This window comes from Rugamonas fusca, from assembly GCF_014042365.1.
Lineage (GTDB): Bacteria > Pseudomonadota > Gammaproteobacteria > Burkholderiales > Burkholderiaceae_D > Rugamonas > Rugamonas fusca.
This window is the reverse complement of sequence record NZ_JACEZS010000004.1, coordinates 39,010-55,338: the sequence shown is the minus strand read 5'-3', so window position 1 is coordinate 55,338 and position 16,329 is coordinate 39,010. Positions and strand designations below refer to the sequence as shown.

Here is a 16,329-nt window from a genome sequence, read left to right as displayed (position 1 = left end):
TTTATCCTGTTTATCCTGTTCATTCCGCGCTGGCGGTCGGCGCCAGAATGTCGCGGTTGCCGTTCGATTGCATCGGCGACACCACGCCGCTCTGCTCCATCTGCTCCAGCAGTCGCGCCGCGCGATTGTAGCCGATGCGCAAATGGCGCTGCACCAGCGAAATGGACGCGCGGCGGTTCTTGAGCACCACCTGCACGGCCTGGTCGTACATCGGATCGGCCTCGCCGCCGCCCTCGCCGGCCGCCGCGCCATCCGCGCCGCCCTCGCCTTCCAGCGTGCCGCCTTCCAGGATGCCCTCGATGTAATCGGGTTCGCCGGTCGCCTTCAAGTGCTTGACGACACGGTGCACCTCGTCGTCGGACACGAACGCGCCGTGCACGCGCACTGGCAAGCCGGTGCCGGGCGGCATGTACAGCATGTCACCCATACCGAGCAGGGTTTCCGCGCCCATCTGGTCGAGAATGGTGCGCGAGTCGATCTTGGACGACACCTGGAACGCGATCCGGGTCGGAATATTCGCCTTGATCAGGCCCGTGATCACGTCCACAGATGGACGCTGCGTAGCCAGAATCAGGTGCAGGCCGGCCGCGCGCGCCTTTTGCGCGATACGGGCAATCAATTCCTCCACCTTCTTGCCGACCACCATCATCAGGTCGGCCAGCTCGTCGATGATGATGACGATGGTAGGCAGTTTTTCCAGCGGTTCCGGCGAGTCCGGCGTCAGGCTGAACGGATTCGGGATGTGTTCCTCGCGCTTGCGCGCTTCCTCGATCTTGGCGTTGTAGCCGGCCAGGTTACGCACGCCGAGCTTGGACATCAGCTTGTAGCGGCGCTCCATCTCGTTGACGGCCCAGTTCAGCGCGTGGCCGGCCTGGCGCATGTCCGTCACCACGGGCGCCAGCAGGTGCGGAATGCCTTCATAGACCGACATTTCCAGCATCTTCGGATCGATCAGGATCATGCGCACGTCCAGCGGATCGGACTTGTAGAGCAGCGACAAGATGGTGGCGTTGATGCCGACCGACTTGCCGGAGCCGGTCGTGCCGGCCACCAGCAAGTGCGGCATCTTGGCCAAATCAGCCACCACGGCCTTGCCGGCGATGTCCTTGCCCAGCGCCACGGTCAGGCTGGACGGGTTGTCGTTGTAGACCTTGGAGCCGACGATTTCGCTCAGGCGCACGATCTGGCGCTTGGGATTGGGCAGCTCCAGCGCCATGTAATTCTTGCCCGGGATGGTTTCCACCACGCGGATCGAGGTCAGCGACAGCGAACGGGCCAGGTCGCGCGCCAGGCCCACGATCTGGCTGCCCTTGACGCCGGTGGCCGGCTCGATCTCGTAGCGCGTGACCACGGGACCGGGATAGGCCGCCACCACCTTGGCTTCCACGCCGAAGTCGGACAGTTTTTTCTCGATCAGACGGCTGGTGAATTCCAGCGTTTCGACCGACACGGTTTCCTGCACCGGCGGCGGTTCGTCCAGCAGCGACAGCGGCGGCAGATGGCTGCCGTCGGCCAGGTCCTGGAACAGGCTGGCCTGCTTCTCCTTCTCCACGCGCTCGGACTTGACCACCGTGACCACCTGCGGCTCGATCTTGACGGGCGGCGCGGCCACGTGTTTTTCCACGTGCTTGGCGCGCTCGCTGACCACCACTTCATCGCGCTTGACGGCCGCCACTTCGCCCTGGCGGCGGTCTTCGCGGTACTGGTAGCGCTGGATGAACCACTCGATGGCCGTCTCGATGCCACCGCCGATGCGCTCGGCCACGGCCAGCCACGACACCTGGAAGAACAGGCTGAAACCGAGCCCGAACAGCAGCAACAGCAGCAAGGTGGCGCCCGTGAAGCCGAGCGCCACGTGGGCCGAATGGCCGATCAACTGCCCCAGCACGCCGCCCGGCGCGCGCGGCAATTCCACCTTGAGCGACCACATGCGCAGGTATTCCAGCCCCACGCTGCCCAAAAACAGCAGCACGAAGCCAATGATGCGGATGATGTATTCGTGCTGGTGTTCCGGCTCCGGCTCTTTGGACAACACGAATTGCTGGGTCAAGCCCGTGTATCCCTTCCACACGAGGCGCAGCAGGCACAGGCACAGCCACCACGCGGAAAATCCGAAGATAAACAACAACAGGTCGGCCAGCCAGGCGCCGGCCCGCCCGCCCAGATTGTGTACCCGCGGCACCACACTGGCATGCGACCAGCCCGGATCGCCCTTGGAATAACTGATCAGGATGAGCACGAAATACACGGCCAGCGCCGCCAGCGCGAGCCAGCGCGCCTCCGACAACAGGCGGACCAGCCGGTTGGGCAAAGGTTGACGTTCAGTCACATTGCGGGTGTAGCTGGATGGTGTCGAGGAGCTGGATTTCGTCATACGTTAGGGGACTCGTGCTGCTGCCGGCGCCGCCGGCTTTTAAGCGTTATTGCAATATTATCGACCAAGAAACAGTCATCCCATCTATTCTACGGCATACAGCCCCTGCCCGGCCCCCTGATTCGTGCCGAATCGCCGCTTGGACTATAATCCTGCATTGCTTAACCGCGTGCAAGAGCTGGCGCCCCTTCGCCGCCCTTGCTGTAGCGGAATTAGCCCCCAATTCGGATACGTTATCCTTCGTCCAACCTCTGAATAAGAAGCCATCCCATGACCACTCCAAAACACGCCCGCGTCTTGATCCTCGGTTCCGGCCCCGCCGGCTACAGCGCCGCCATCTACGCCGCGCGCGCCAACCTGAATCCGATGCTGGTGACGGGCGTCGAACAGGGCGGCCAGCTGATGACCACCACCGACGTGGAAAACTGGCCGGCGGACCCCATGGGTGTGCAAGGCCCGGACCTGATGCAGCGCTTCCTGCAGCACGCCGAGCGCTTCAACACGGAGATGGTGTTCGACCATATCCACACCGTCAAACTGAACGAAAAGCCGCTGCGCCTGATCGGCGACAGCCATGAATACACTTGCGACGCCCTGATCATCGCCACCGGCGCCTCGGCCCAGTACCTGGGCCTGCCGTCCGAGCAGGCGTTCATGGGCAAGGGCGTGTCGGCCTGCGCCACCTGCGACGGTTTCTTCTACCGCAACCAGGAAGTGGCCGTGGTCGGCGGCGGCAACACGGCCGTGGAAGAAGCGCTGTACCTGTCCAACATCGCCAACAAGGTCACCCTGATCCACCGCCGCGACAAGTTCCGCGCCGAGCCTATCCTGGTCGACCGCCTGAACGCCAAGGTCGCCGAAGGCAAGATCGAGATCAAGTACAACCACACCCTGCATGAAGTGGTGGGCAACGACAGCGGCGTGACGGGCGTGAAGATCGCCTCCACCACCGACGGCGCCATCACCGACATCGCCGTGCACGGCCTGTTCGTGGCGATCGGCCACAAGCCCAACACGGACATCTTCGAAGGCCAGCTGGAAATGCACAACGGCTACATCAAGACCCGCACCGGCACCGAAGGCATGGCCACGGCCACCAACATCCCCGGCGTGTTCGCGGCCGGCGACGTGCAGGATCACGTCTACCGCCAGGCCATCACCAGCGCCGGCACCGGCTGCATGGCCGCGCTGGACGCCCAGCGCTACCTGGAAGCCCAGGAATAAGCGGCATGGCGCTGAAGGACTTCGCCGACCTCAAATCCCTGAGCAAGCAGCTCAAGGAACAGGCCGAGGCGCGCGCCGTGGCCAAGGCCGAAGCGGCCAGGCAGGCCAAGGTGCAGGCGGTGGAAGCGAATCTGTTCCACGCCAGCGTGGGCGGCGTGAAGCGCCTGCCGGAGCAGAACCGGCTGGCGCCGGGTGCGCCAAAATCGGCGAGCTTCGCACCAGCCGCTCCCACCCGGCCCCGCACCCAGGCCGAGGATGATGCGGCCGTGCTGCGCGAATCGATGTCGGACCAGTTCGATGTCGAACACTTGCTGGAGACGGAACCGACCGTCAGCTTCCTGCGCAACGGCGTGGGCCAGGACGTGATGCGCAAGCTGCGCAAGGGCCACTGGCCGGTGCAGGATGAGCTGGACCTGCACGGCATGCGGCGCGACGCCGCGCGCGACGCCATCGGCGCCTTCCTGCAGCAGGCCAAGCGGCGCAACGCGCGCTGCGTGGCCGTCATCTACGGCAAGGGCTACGGCTCCGTCAACGGCGAGCCCGTGCTGCGCTCCATGGTGCACAGCTGGCTGGAACAGAAGGAAGAAGTGATCGCCTTCTGCGCCGCCCGCCCGCTGGACGGCGGCGAAGGCGCGCTGATGGTGCTGCTGCGCGCCGCCCTGCAAACGCCGCGCTGACGGCAACAAAACCTCCCCCACGACTGGCTGGCGCGTGCGAGGCGTGTTAACCTACGCGCACCGGCCACTCCGTCATTTCTTTTCCAAGCATGAAGCACATCCCGCACGTCTCCCTCATCACCGTCATTGAAATCGTGGCGATCCTGGTGGGAGCGATGTCGGGCTTCGTGGAGGCGCGCCGCAAGCGCATGGACCTGGTGGGCGTGTTCACGGTGGCCTTCATCACGGCCTTCGGCGGCGGCACGCTGCGCGACATCCTGCTCGATGTACGGCCTTTATTCTGGGTCGAGCACCAGGGCTATGCGATCCTGATCTTCGTGCTGGCCCTGGTGGCCACGCCGCTGGTGCGCACCATCCGCCAGATCGTCTCGGAGCGCATCATCGTGGTGGCCGACGCCATCGGCCTGGGCCTGTTCGCCGTGGCCGGCGTATCGCAGGCGCAGGCGGCCGACATGCCGGTGTTTATCGCGGCCATGATGGGCGTGATCACGGGGATCTTCGGCGGCGTGTTGCGCGACATCGTCTGCAACGAGGTGCCGATGGTGTTCCGCGACGGGAAACCGTACGCGATCTGCGCCTTCTTCGGCGCCTGGCTCTACATCGCGCTGCAGCACACCCACGTGTCGAACGACTTCGCGCTGTGGTTCAGCGCCGCCTTCATCACGCTGCTGCGGCTGCTGACGTGGAAATTCGACATGCGCATCAACCGCTAACGCCAGGAAAAATCGGGGACGTAACACGGTTTTCCCGTGCGGAAAAACCGTGTTACGTCCCCGATTTTGGGGGTGGGCAACTTAGACGGCGTCGGCGCCCGTTTCGCCCGTGCGGATGCGGATCACCTGTTCCACGTTCTGCACGAAGATCTTGCCGTCGCCGATCTTGCCGGTGCGGGCGGCCTTGATGATGGCGTCCACCACCTGCTCGGCCACGCCGTCATCCACCACCACTTCCACCTTCACCTTGGGCAGGAAGTCGACCACGTATTCGGCCCCGCGATACAGTTCGGTGTGGCCCTTCTGGCGGCCAAAGCCCTTCACTTCCGTCACGGTCAGGCCGGTGACGTTGACTTCAGCCAGCGCCTCACGCACTTCGTCCAGCTTGAATGGTTTGATCACTGCGGTAATCTGTTTCATGACATCTCCTCGAATGTAAATCGTATTGCGTAAAACCGGTGCGTCAACGGGAAGGCGCCCGCCGGCGGCGGTGCGGTCCCGGATCTTGAGCAGGCTGGTAACCCATGCCGCGCCGCGCGGCGGGTAGCCGGCGGCCATGACGGCGGCGATCGGACGATGTAATGCACGGTATCCAGACCGCATTGTAAGCTACCCGGCGCCGCTCTCCTACCCACGCGCGCCGATACCGAGGCGCCACTCGGTTATGGCGCCGGCCGTGCACCCCGCCTCAGACAGGAATCCGTTGCAAATCCTGCATCCAGACCACGCTTTGCCCGTCGGTGGGCGCACGCCAGTCGCCGCGCGGCGACAGCGAACCGCCCGTGCCGACCTTGGGCGCGTTCGGCACGCAGGTGCGCTTGAACTGGCTGGTGCGGAAGAAGCGGTCCAGGAAGATACCCAGGTTCTTCTTGATGGTCGCCAGGTCGTACTCGTTGCGCGCCACGTGTTCGCCGTCCGGCCAGCGGCCCAACTCCTTGTCGTGCCACGCGGCCAGCGCCAGGAACGCCACCTTGGCAGGCGCAAAGCCGAAGCGCAGCACGTAGTACAGGTTGAAATCCTGCAGCTCGTAGGGGCCGATGGTGCTTTCCGTGCGCTGTTCCGGCTGGCCGCCGGCCGTGCCGGGCACCAGTTCGGGGCTGATTTCCGTGCCCAGGATATCGAGCAGCACCTGCGCATCGTTGCGGCCGATCACGCCCGATTCAGCCACCCAGCGCACCAGGTAGGAGATCAGCGTCTTGGGCACGCTGGCGTTGACGTTGTAGTGCGACATATGGTCGCCCACGCCGTAGGTGCACCAGCCCAGCGCCAGTTCGCTCAAGTCGCCCGTGCCGACCACGAGGGCGTTGTGATGGTTCGCCAGCCGGAACAAATGGTTGGTGCGTTCGCCCGCCTGCACGTTCTCGAACGCGATGTCGTGCTGCGCCTCGCCCTCCGCGTAGGGGTGGCCCAGGTCCTGCAGCATCTGGATGCAGCTGGGGCGGATGTCGATTTCGGCGGCCGTGCAGCCCACCAGTTTCATCAGCCGGTGGGCCTGGGTCAGCGTGCGCTCGCTGGTGGCGAAGCTGGGCATGGTGTAGGCCAGGATATTGGTGCGCGGCAGCTTGAGCTTGTCCATCACGCGCGCGCACACCAGCAGCGCGTGGGTGGAATCGAGGCCGCCGGACACGCCGATCACCAACTTCTGGATGCCGCTCGCTTGCAGCCGCTGGGCCAGCGCCTGCACCTGGATGTTGTAGACCTCATTGCAACGCTCGTCGCGGCGGCGGCTGTCGGCCGGCACGTAGGGGAAGCGCTCCACGCAGCGCTTGAGCGCCAACGCGCGATCCAGCGGCAGCGCCAGTTCGAAGCTGACCACGCGGAAGCGCGCCACTTCCTCGGCGTGGCGCTGCACGGACTGGCCGAACGTGGTCTGGCGCATGCGCTCGCGCGACAGCCGCTCCAGGTCCACGTCCGCGTAAATCAGGCTGGGCTCATCCTGGAAGCGCTTGGACTCGGCCAGCAGTTCACCATTTTCGCAGATCTGGGCCTGGCCATCCCAGGCCATGTCGGTGGTCGATTCGCCACTGCCGGCGGAGGTGTACAGATAGGCCGACAGGCAGCGCGCCGACTGCTGCGCCACCAGCAGGTGGCGGTAGCCAGCCTTGCCCACCAGCGCGTTGGAGGCCGACAGGTTGACCAGCACCGAAGCGCCGGCCAGCGCCGCGAACGACGATGGCGGCACGGGCACCCACACATCCTCGCAGATCTCGACGTGGAACTTCAGCAGCGGCAGATTGGCCACTTCGAACAGCAGGCCGGAGCCGAACGGCACCGTCTGGCCCAGCAGCGTCATTTCCGTGGCGACCGCGTAGTCGCCCGTGCTGAACTGGCGCGCCTCGTAGAATTCCCCGTAGTTGGGCAGGTAGCTCTTGGGCACCACGCCCTGGATGCGGCCGCCCGCGATCACGACGGCGCAGTTGTACAACTGGTGGCGCACGCGCAGCGGCATGCCCACCACCAGCGCCAGCGGCAGCGCGGCCGACGCGGCCACCACCGAGGCCAGCGCCGCCTCGCAGGCGTCGAGCAGCGCGCGCTGGTGGAACAGGTCGTCGCAGGTGTAGGCCGACAGGCCCAGTTCCGGGAAGGCCACCAGGGCGGCGCCCTGCTGGTGGGCCTCGGTGGCCATGGCGATGGTCTGGGCCGCGTTGAACGCCGGGTCGGCGACGCGGCAGCGGGGCACGGCCACGGCCACGCGCGCGAAGTCATGCGAATACAGGTTGAAGAAATTCTTGGTCATGGACGGCTTTCTCTCCTGCCGGGCGCGCGCCCGGCGGCGACGGGATAATTTGCGTAGAATGCCACACTGGTCAGAGCAAACATGATGAGCGGGCAACAAAAATGAATTATCGCACGGGGATCATTTCTTCTCTCGCCGACGTGGGAGAAGCGGCATGGACGGCCTTGCTGGCCGCCCAGGACGACGCCAACCCTTTCCTGTCCTACGCCTTCCTGCACGCGCTGCACGAATCGGGTTCGGCCTGCGCCGACACGGGCTGGCAACCGCAATACCTGGTGCTGTGGGATGGCCCGGCGCTGGCGGCCGCCATGCCGCTGTACGTCAAATCGCATTCCTACGGCGAATACGTGTTCGACTGGGCCTGGGCCGACGCCTACCAGCGCCACGGCCTCGAATACTATCCCAAGCTGCTGTCGGCCATTCCGTTCACGCCCGTCACGGGCCCGCGCCTGCTGGCGCGCGGACCGGCGGAACGGGCGGCGCTGGTCGAACTGCTGTGCGCCCGGCAGCAGGCGGCCGGCCTGTCGTCCACCCACATCCTGTTCCCGCCCGAGCAGCAGGCGCGCCAGTTGCAGGAGGCGGGATTCATGCTGCGCAGCGGCGTGCAGTTCCACTGGCTCAACGATGGCTACCAGGATTTCGAGCAGTTCCTGGCCACGCTGGAACACAAGAAGCGCAAGAATATCCGCGCCGAGCGGCGCAAGGTGCGCGAGGCGGGCGTGTCGCTGCGCCAGTTGCGCGGGGCGGCCATCACGGAGGCACACTGGCGCTTCTTCCACCGCTGCTACGCCAACACCTACGCCGAGCACCGCTCGTCACCGTATCTGAACCTGGATTTCTTCCTGCGCGTGGGCCGCACCATGCCCGACAACGTGATGCTGGTGCTGGCCGAGCGCGATGGCCGGCCGGTGGCGTCCTCGCTCGTGTTCCACACGGCCGACACGCTGTACGGCCGCTACTGGGGCGCGCTCGAACACATCCCCTGCCTGCATTTCGAGACGGCCTATTATCAGCCGCTGGAATTTTGCATCGCGCAGGGTATCGCCACGTTCGAGGGCGGCGCCCAGGGCGAGCATAAGATGGCCCGCGGCTTCCTGCCGCAACAGACCTGGTCGGCCCACTGGCTGGCCCACCCCGGCTTCGCCGACGCCATCGAGCGCTTCCTGGCGCGCGAAGGAGGCGGTATCGCCGCCTACCTCGATGAACTCAACGAGCGCAATCCCTTCCGCGACCAGGGCGGACGCGGTCGTGGTGATGGTGGCGAGGACGGCGGCGTCAGTGCGGCGCCGTCAGGCGCAGCGGATCGCTGAGCTTGAGGATGTGGCGGTAGTCGTCGGCGTCCACCACTTCCATGCTGCTCACCTGCCCCAGCTCGATATCGACGAACACCGTGCGCGGCGAACGGATCAGGTGGTTCAAGCCTTCCACCATCACGCTGAGGATATCGTCGCGCGGCTCGTACGTCATGCCCAGCAGGGGTATCCACTCCTGCTCCACCTGGCTGCCCAGCGCCAGCGCCTCGACGTCGATTTCCACGCTCTTGCCTTCCAGTTCCTTGGATACGCGGTCGAAATAGCTGTGCCATTCCGCCTTCTCAATTTTCGCGACCGTCATTTCCCGCCTCCTGTCATCGTCAGCATCGCCAGCCGCCGCCAAGCTGCCTGCGCTGCGGACGGCCGGTGTCGGAGTGTCCAGTATGCGCCGCCGCCCCCGCGCACGGTATAAAAAATACTGATCGGTATCAGGTCGCGCAATGAAAAACGCAGCCGGCCGGCAAGGCGCCGGGCGGCTGCGCGCGCGTACCGGCGCGGCCAGCGCCTGGTCAGCCGTTGGCCTGGTAGGTGGCCGTCAGGCGGCGCATCATGGGCAGCGCGGCCAGCGCGATGAGGGTGCAGAGCACGGCGCCAAAGCCCAGCTTGGTAAACAGGTTGGTGTAGATGGGCAAGGTCAGCTCAGGGTCGACGACATCCTTGGGCACGCTGGCGAAATTGGCCACCACCCCGCCCAGGTACTGGGAAATGCCCACCGCCACGAAATAGGCGCCCATCATGAAGCCGCCCATGCGGGCTGGCACGTAGCGCGCCATCACGGCCAGGCCCAGGCCGCCCACCAGCAGCTCGCCGAGCGAATAGAAACCATAACCGGCGATCATGACCCAGGCCGAGGTCTTGCCGCCCACGGCGAACTGGCCGGCGATGCCGTAGATGAAAAAGCCGATGGCGACGATGGAAAAACCCAGCGCGAACTTGCCGGCCAGCGACAAGTCCTTGCCCTTGCTGCCCGCCTTGGCGTAGGCCCAGGCCAGCACGGGACTGAGCAGCATGATCCAGATCGGGTTCAGGGCCTGGAACTGGGCCGGGGCCCAGGTCCACAAATGGGCGCCGAACAGGGAGAAGTCGCCATTGACGTTGCGCAGCGCGAACAGCGACAGCGAGGTCGACATCTGCTGGTAGAAGATGAAGAAGAACACGGTTTGCAGCATCAGGATCAGGGCCGCCGTCAGGCCAGCCCGCTCGCCCGCCGCGCTGCCGCGGATCAGGTGGGCGAAGATGCCCAGCACGACGAACCCGGCCACGTACACGAAGGCGCGCGCCACGCTCTGGTATTGCAGGATGACGGTGGCGCCGACGATGGCCACCAGGCCGCCGCCCAGCACCATGGCCAGCTTGCCCACGTCAAGCGGCAGTTCGTCGGGCCGCGAGCCCACCGCGTTCAGGGTCTGGCGCATCGACAGCACCGTGAACAGGCCCACCACCAGGCCCACGCTGCACACGGCGAACGCCATGTGCCAGCCCAGGCCACTGCCATATTGGGCGTTGACGTAATCCTTGACCCACGGCGTGGCCAGCATGGAGACGGTGGAACCGACATTGACCGACATGTAGTAGATGGTGAAGGCGCTGTCGATCTTGGAATCGTCGCCTTCATAGATCTTGCGTACCAGGTTGGCCGTGTTGGGCTTGAACAGGCCGTTGCCGACCACGATCACGCCCAGCGCGGAAAAGATCTGCCAGGTGTTCTCGCTGGGCACGGCCAGCAAACCATAGCCGATGGCGAGGATCAGCGCCCCCAGCAGCATGCAGCGCTTGGTGCCCAGCACCTTGTCGCCGATCCAGCCGCCGATGGCCGGCGACACATACACCAGGGCGGAGAACGCGCTCCACACCAGGTTGGCGCGGCTGTCCTCGAAGCCGAGGCGCTGCACCATGAAGTAGACGATCAGCGCCTGCATGCCGTAATAGCCGAAGCGCTCCCATAGTTCGATCAGGGCGATGGTCGCGAACGAGCGCGTCTGGGTATAAGTTGGGACGGGAGTATTCATGAGTCTCCAGTGACTTTTTAAGTGTTGTTTAAGTGGCATACATGTGCCGACGCCGCATGCTACGCCACTCCACGTCAACTGGCAATTTCAGGAAGGCAATTTCCTGATTGCAATTCCCTGCCCCCAGGCCGGCAGCGCCGGGCAAGGGCTCAGGCGTGCCGCCGGTCTGCCTCGGCCTGCTCCTGGCCTTCGTCGTTGAGCACGACGCGGTTGCGCCCCAGGTGCTTGGCCCGGTACAGGGCCGCGTCGGCCAGGCGCAGCAGCGCGTCCGTGTCGGTCACGCCATGGCCTTCGGCGCTGGCCACGCCGACGCTGATGGTGACGATGGCGCCGGGCGCCTCGGCGTGCGCGATGGCCAGCTGCGCGATCGCCGCGCGCAGCGCCTGCCCCACCTCCGCCGCCTCGGCGGCGCCGGCGTTGGGCAGCACGATGGCAAATTCCTCGCCGCCGTAGCGGGCCACCAGGTCGGCCGCGCGCCGGGCGCCGCCGCGCAGCGCCTGCGCCACGCGGATCAGGCAATCATCGCCCGTCTGGTGGCCATAGCGGTCGTTGTAGCGCTTGAAGTAATCGACGTCGATCATCAGCACAGCCAGCGGCTGGCCGGCGCGGCGCGCGCGGGCCCACTCGCTGCGCAGCACGTCGTCGAAGTGGCGCCGGTTGGCCAGCCCCGTCAGGCCGTCCGTGACCGACAGCGCCACCAGCCGCGCATTGGCTTCCTCCAGTTGGGCCGTGCGTTCGGCCACGCGCCGCTCCAGGCTGTCGTACAGCCTGGCGTTGGCGATGACGGTGATGGCCTGCGCGCACAGGATGCGCAGGAACTCCACCCGCCCGGCCGTAAACGTCCCTTCGGCCAGCCGGTTTTCCAGGTACAGCATGCCCACGAGCCGCCCGGACTGACGGATCGGCATGCACATGACGGAGCGCGCGCCGGGCTGGCGCAAGTAGGGGTCGGCCGCGAAACGGGGCGAACCGGCCAGGTTGTCCTCGATGACCTCGGCGCCGGAACGGGCCACATAGCGCAGCAGCGACAGCGGGAACATGGGGTCGCTGGCCGCGTCCAGCTCCACGGTGCGCGCCGGCGGCACGGCCGTCATGCCATCGACGGCCTCCACCTCCAGCCGCCAGCCGGCACCGTCCTGCAGCAGCAGGCGCGCCACCTGCGCGCCCGAGTTCTCGCACACGATGGCGATCAGGCGCCGCAGCACATGGACCAGCCCCACTTCGTGCGACAGCGCCTGGGCCGCCTTCAACAAGGTCATCAGGTCCAGTTCCGCGTTGGCGCCGGCGCGCCCGCGCGTGGCCCAGACGGGCGTGGACGGCGCCGCCCAACCCGCTACCGCGTGGCCGGTCAGCACCGGCCCAAGGCGCGCGCTCATCACGCTGACCTTGCCGTCCGCGCCCCACTGGCGGTAGCGCGCCAGCGCGTCCGTCAGGTAAACCGTGGCCACGCGCGGTTGCCCCTGTTCCAGCCAGCATTCGCCGCACAGCTCATTGCCCAGCGCCAGCAGCGGCACGCTGCCGGCCGCCGCATCCAGCCCGCGCTGGTAATGGCCGGTGGCCAGCGCCAGGTCCTGCGCGCCGCGCGCCAGTTCGGCCAGCACCAGATGATGGTGCGCCACGAACAGGGCCGGTCCCAGCGCGGCCCAGCGCGCCAGCTTGTCCTGCAGCGCGGCGATGCGCTCGCGCACGGCCGGTGCGTCGGGCCGCGCCGGGTCGCGCCGCAAGGCCCGGATCCAGATCAGGGCCGCGTAGAACGTGGCGTCGGGCACCTTGGCCTGGCCGCGCATCATTTGCGCCACCAGCTCCAGCTGGCCGGCCAGCGCTTCGGCGTCGGCGCCATCGAACAGGAAGGCGTTGCGGATCTTGCCTTGCAAAAAATAGGCACGGAACAGCTTCGAGTCGCCGTAGCGCTCCAGGAAGCGGGCCTCGCTGAAGCCCTCGTCGTCGTAGCTGGCACCGGCGGCCGTCTGGCCCATCAGGCATTTGATCGGCTGCACGGCCGCCGCCACGCAGCAGTCGGCCATGGCTTGCTGGCCGTTGGCGCGCATCAGCAGCAGGTCGTGCGCGATGGCCAGCTTCAGTTCGGGCAGGTAGTCGCCCAGGATCAGGCGGTCGGTGGCGCGCACGGCCGCCACCACGCCCACCTGCACGTAATCGGCGATCTCGAGCGCCCAGCCGAAGGCTTCGTCGTACAGCGCGTCCGAGCTGCGCAGCGAACGCACCCAGTGGTTGCACAGGGCCGCGAACATCAGGCCGGTCAGGGTGCGGGTCTGCAGGTTGGCGCGCCGGCGCGCCAGCGCCAGCGCCATCTCGCCGAAGCGGTAGGCCAGGTCCATGTCGTCCGTGCGCAGGGCCAGCATCAGCGCGTGGCCCACGTAGGCCACGGAACTGAAATCGCTGGTGCCGGTCCGCATCGACAGCTGCGTCATCGACAGCACCATGTGCACGCTCAGTTCCTGCTGCCCGGCGTAGTAGGCCGCCATCCACATCGACTGCATCATCTGCATGGCGGCCAGCGCCGGGCCGTCGTCCAGTTCGGGCGCGTCCAGCAGGGCCTGGGTATCGCGGGCCAGCGGATGGCGCTCGATTTCCGCGTACAGCGCGTCCGAGCGCGCGCTCAGCTCGGCCACGTCGTGCGCAACGGGCATGCCCAGCAGCGCCAGTCCCGCGCGCAGCACGGCGATGGCGTCCGGCAGCCGCCCCTGCAACTGGTACTGGTGGGCCTGCACGGCGATGCAGCGCACCTGCTCCAGCGGCGCCGCGTGGCCCATGATCAGCGGGTAGATGGCCTCGGCCCGCTCGAACTGGCCACACAGGTAGGCCGCTTCGGCCACGCCCAGCTGCAATGCCAGCCACAGCGCGCCGTGCGCCTGCCATGGCTGCTCCGGCAACAGCGCCAGGCCGATGCCCATGTGTTCCAGCGTGGCCTGGAACGCGGCCGAGCGGCGCGCCTTGCCACCGGCGCGGCAATTGAGCTGCGCCAGCTGCAGCCGTTCGCCCGCATCGTCCAGCAGCGCCCGGCCCAGGTTGAGCTGTTCGACGATGGCGAACAGCTCGTCCTCGAGCTGACGCTCGCCCGCGTGGCGCAGCAGCAGCCGGCCGATGCGCAGGTGCAGCGCCGCGCGCGCCTCGGCCGGCACCAGCGCGTAGGCGGCCTGCTGCACGCGATCGTGCAGGAAGCGGTAGCTGACGTCGGTGCCGGCGGTGTCCGCGTCCAGGTATTTGTAACGCAAGTCGCGCGGCTGGATCAGGCCGGCCCGCAGGGCCGGCCACAGCGTCTGCTGGGCCTGGGCCGGGGATGCGTCCACCAGCACGGCCAGCGTATCGAGCCGGAACTGGTTGCCGACGGCGGCCGCCAGTTGCAGCAATTGCTGGGCCGGCGCCGGCAGGCGGCGGATTTTCTCGACCAGCAGCTCGACCACGTTGTCCGTGTAGGCGGCCTGCTCCAGCACGGCCAGGTCCCAGAACCAGCAATCGAGGGCTGGCTGGTAGACCAGCTGGCCGGCGTCGTGGATGGCGTGCAGGAACTGGTTGAGGAAGAAGGGATTGCCGCCCGTCTTGCGCTGGCACAGCCGGGCCAGCGGCGCGGCCGCCTCGGCCGGCACGTGCAGGCTGTCGGCCACCAGTTGCGCCACGTCGTCCTCGGCCAGCGGCGCCAGCGCCAGCCGGGTCAGGCGCGCGCCCTGCCGTTGCAGGCGCTCCCACAAGCCCGTCAGCGGGTGGGCGGCCGGCACCTCGTTGTCGCGGTAGGCGCCGATCAGCAGCAGGTGGCCCCCTTCGCGCTCACGCAGGAACAGCTCCACCAGGCGCAAGGTAGGCGGGTCGGCCCACTGCAGGTCATCGAGGAACAGCACCAGCGGGTGCTCGGCGGTCGCGAACACCTGCACCAGCCGTTGGAAGGCGCGGTCCAGCCGGGCCTGGGCCTGGTCCGGCGCCAGCGCGGCGCCCGCGTCGGCCGGGCCGGCCACCAGTGCCAGCTCCGGGATCAGTTCCTGCAGCACGCCCAGGCTGTCGCCCAGCGCCGCGCGCAGCCGCTCGGCCCAGCGCCGCACGCCTGGCGCCGGCTCGCTCAGCAGCAGCTGCAGCAATTGCTGGAACGCCTGGATCAGGGGCGCATAGGGCACCTCGCGCCGGTACTGGTCGAACTTGCCCGACAGGAAACAGCCACGCCGGGCCACGATGGCCGGCTGCACCTCGTCCACCACGGCCGACTTGCCGCTGCCGGCCGGCCCGGCCACCAGCAGCAGTTCGCTGGCACCGCTGGCCGTGCGCTCGAAGGCCGCCAGCAGCGCCGCCGTTTCGCGCGCGCGGCCATACAGGCGCTGCGACACGTTGAACGGCCGGTGGCGGTCGGCCAGTCCGGCCAGCGGCATCGCGAGGCCGGCGTCGCCCGCGCCCGCCGCCGCGTCCGCGCGACAGGCTTGCAGGTCCAGCGCCAGCGCGTGCAGGGTCTGGTAGCGCTGCTCGGCGTTCTTTTCCAGCAGGCGGCGCAGGATGGCCGTCAGTGCGGCCGGCGCGGCCGCCAGCGCCGGATGCGACCAGTCGGGCACGCGCGCGATGTGGCTGTGCACCAGTTCCATGGCGTCGCTGCCGGCGAACGGCGGCTGGCCCGTCACCAGTTCGTAGCAGGTGGCGCCCAGGCCGTAGTAGTCGGCCCGGTAATCGACCCGCCGGTTCATGCGCCCCGTGCGCTCGGGCGCCATGTAGGGCAAGGTACCTTCCAGCGCGTACGGGTGGACGATGCCCTGCACTTCCTGCGCCAGCTCGCCGGCGATGCCGAAATCGATCAGCTGCAGCTGGCGCCGCGCGCCGCTCCAGACGATGTTGGACGGGGTGATGTCATGGTGGATGATGCCCTGGCCGTGCACGGCGTCCAGCGCGGCGCACAGTTGCAGCGCAATGGCGAAGAAGTCGTCCATGGCCAGGCCGGGCTGGCCGGCGGCGGCGCGGTCGCGCAGCAACACGCTGAGCGCCGTGCCGCCGATATCGTCCTGCAGCATGACCCAGCGCCCGCCCTGCTGGGCCAGCGCCAGCGGCCGCACCACGCCGGGATGGGCGCAGCGGCGCGCCAGCGCGAATTCGCGCTTGAAGCGCGACACTTCCTCGTGCGAGGGACAATCGGTGTTGGGAATCTTGACGATGAGCGGCGCGCGCTCGGCCGTGGAGCAGGCGCGGTAGACCAGGGAACGGGCACTGGCATGCAGTGGTTCGATGATCTCGTAGTCAATTAGGGCGCGCACGGACTTCCAGTCGTAAATAGGGCGAGACAACGCGGCCATGCC

The 16,329-nt window shown here is 67.3% G+C and carries 10 protein-coding genes; 4 read left to right on the top strand and 6 right to left on the bottom strand.

Translation table 11 applies throughout. The features are described from left to right. Positions 1-19: 19 nt before the first annotated feature. Positions 20-2,374 carry a DNA translocase FtsK gene (locus H3H36_RS06535; protein WP_182215460.1) on the bottom strand — a complete coding sequence of 785 codons (2,355 nt, stop codon included), beginning with the start codon at positions 2,372-2,374 and terminating at the stop codon, positions 20-22. 270 nt (positions 2,375-2,644) lie between these two features. On the opposite strand from H3H36_RS06535, the gene trxB reads away from it, so the two are divergent. From trxB to H3H36_RS06520, 3 genes are all read left to right on the top strand, one after another. Beyond that, positions 2,645-3,598 carry a thioredoxin-disulfide reductase gene (gene trxB, locus H3H36_RS06530; protein WP_182215457.1) on the top strand — a complete coding sequence of 318 codons (954 nt, stop codon included), beginning with the start codon at positions 2,645-2,647 and terminating at the stop codon, positions 3,596-3,598. A 5-nt stretch (positions 3,599-3,603) separates the two neighbouring features. Next, the gene (locus H3H36_RS06525; protein WP_182215455.1) at positions 3,604-4,275 is read left to right on the top strand and encodes a Smr/MutS family protein; all 672 of its coding nucleotides are present in this window, start codon (positions 3,604-3,606) and stop codon (positions 4,273-4,275) included. An 89-nt stretch (positions 4,276-4,364) separates the two neighbouring features. Beyond that, complete coding sequence (locus H3H36_RS06520) at positions 4,365-4,988, top strand: trimeric intracellular cation channel family protein (RefSeq protein WP_182215453.1); 624 nt, start codon at positions 4,365-4,367, stop codon at positions 4,986-4,988. An 81-nt stretch (positions 4,989-5,069) separates the two neighbouring features. On the opposite strand, the gene H3H36_RS06515 is transcribed toward H3H36_RS06520, so the two are convergent. Both H3H36_RS06515 and H3H36_RS06510 read right to left on the bottom strand, forming a co-directional pair. Then, complete coding sequence (locus H3H36_RS06515) at positions 5,070-5,408, bottom strand: P-II family nitrogen regulator (protein WP_008447011.1); 339 nt, start codon at positions 5,406-5,408, stop codon at positions 5,070-5,072. Between the two features lie 268 nt (positions 5,409-5,676). Continuing rightward, positions 5,677-7,725, bottom strand: coding sequence for an NAD(+) synthase (locus H3H36_RS06510; RefSeq protein ID WP_182215451.1), 2,049 nt, complete (start codon positions 7,723-7,725; stop codon positions 5,677-5,679). A gap of 101 nt (positions 7,726-7,826) precedes the next feature. On the opposite strand from H3H36_RS06510, the gene H3H36_RS06505 reads away from it, so the two are divergent. Further along, a complete protein-coding gene (locus tag H3H36_RS06505) occupies positions 7,827-9,035 on the top strand; it encodes a GNAT family N-acetyltransferase (protein ID WP_182215448.1) in 1,209 nt (402 codons plus the stop codon). Here the strand turns inward: H3H36_RS06505 and H3H36_RS06500 are convergent. From H3H36_RS06500 to H3H36_RS06490, 3 genes are all read right to left on the bottom strand, one after another. After that, positions 9,001-9,339, bottom strand: coding sequence for a DUF5335 family protein (locus H3H36_RS06500; protein WP_182215445.1), 339 nt, complete (start codon positions 9,337-9,339; stop codon positions 9,001-9,003). The genes H3H36_RS06505 and H3H36_RS06500 overlap by 35 nt on opposite strands. A 208-nt stretch (positions 9,340-9,547) precedes the next feature. Next, on the bottom strand, positions 9,548-11,047 hold the full coding sequence (locus H3H36_RS06495) for a peptide MFS transporter (protein WP_182215443.1): 1,500 nt from the start codon (positions 11,045-11,047) through the stop codon (positions 9,548-9,550). Between the two features lie 149 nt (positions 11,048-11,196). Further along, complete coding sequence (locus H3H36_RS06490; protein WP_182215441.1) at positions 11,197-16,287, bottom strand: diguanylate cyclase; 5,091 nt, start codon at positions 16,285-16,287, stop codon at positions 11,197-11,199. Positions 16,288-16,329 lie beyond the last annotated feature (42 nt).

Excerpts from the sequence above, each read along its gene's own strand:
- H3H36_RS06535 (WP_182215460.1), bottom strand. The coding sequence starts at position 2,374 with ATGACGAAATCCAGCTCCTCGACACCATCCAGCTACACCCGCAATGTG.
- trxB (WP_182215457.1), top strand. The coding sequence starts at position 2,645 with ATGACCACTCCAAAACACGCCCGCGTCTTGATCCTCGGTTCCGGCCCC.
- H3H36_RS06525 (WP_182215455.1), top strand. The coding sequence starts at position 3,604 with ATGGCGCTGAAGGACTTCGCCGACCTCAAATCCCTGAGCAAGCAGCTC.
- H3H36_RS06520 (WP_182215453.1), top strand. The coding sequence starts at position 4,365 with ATGAAGCACATCCCGCACGTCTCCCTCATCACCGTCATTGAAATCGTG.
- H3H36_RS06515 (WP_008447011.1), bottom strand. The coding sequence starts at position 5,408 with ATGAAACAGATTACCGCAGTGATCAAACCATTCAAGCTGGACGAAGTG.
- H3H36_RS06510 (WP_182215451.1), bottom strand. The coding sequence starts at position 7,725 with ATGACCAAGAATTTCTTCAACCTGTATTCGCATGACTTCGCGCGCGTG.
- H3H36_RS06505 (WP_182215448.1), top strand. The coding sequence starts at position 7,827 with ATGAATTATCGCACGGGGATCATTTCTTCTCTCGCCGACGTGGGAGAA.
- H3H36_RS06500 (WP_182215445.1), bottom strand. The coding sequence starts at position 9,339 with ATGACGGTCGCGAAAATTGAGAAGGCGGAATGGCACAGCTATTTCGAC.
- H3H36_RS06495 (WP_182215443.1), bottom strand. The coding sequence starts at position 11,047 with ATGAATACTCCCGTCCCAACTTATACCCAGACGCGCTCGTTCGCGACC.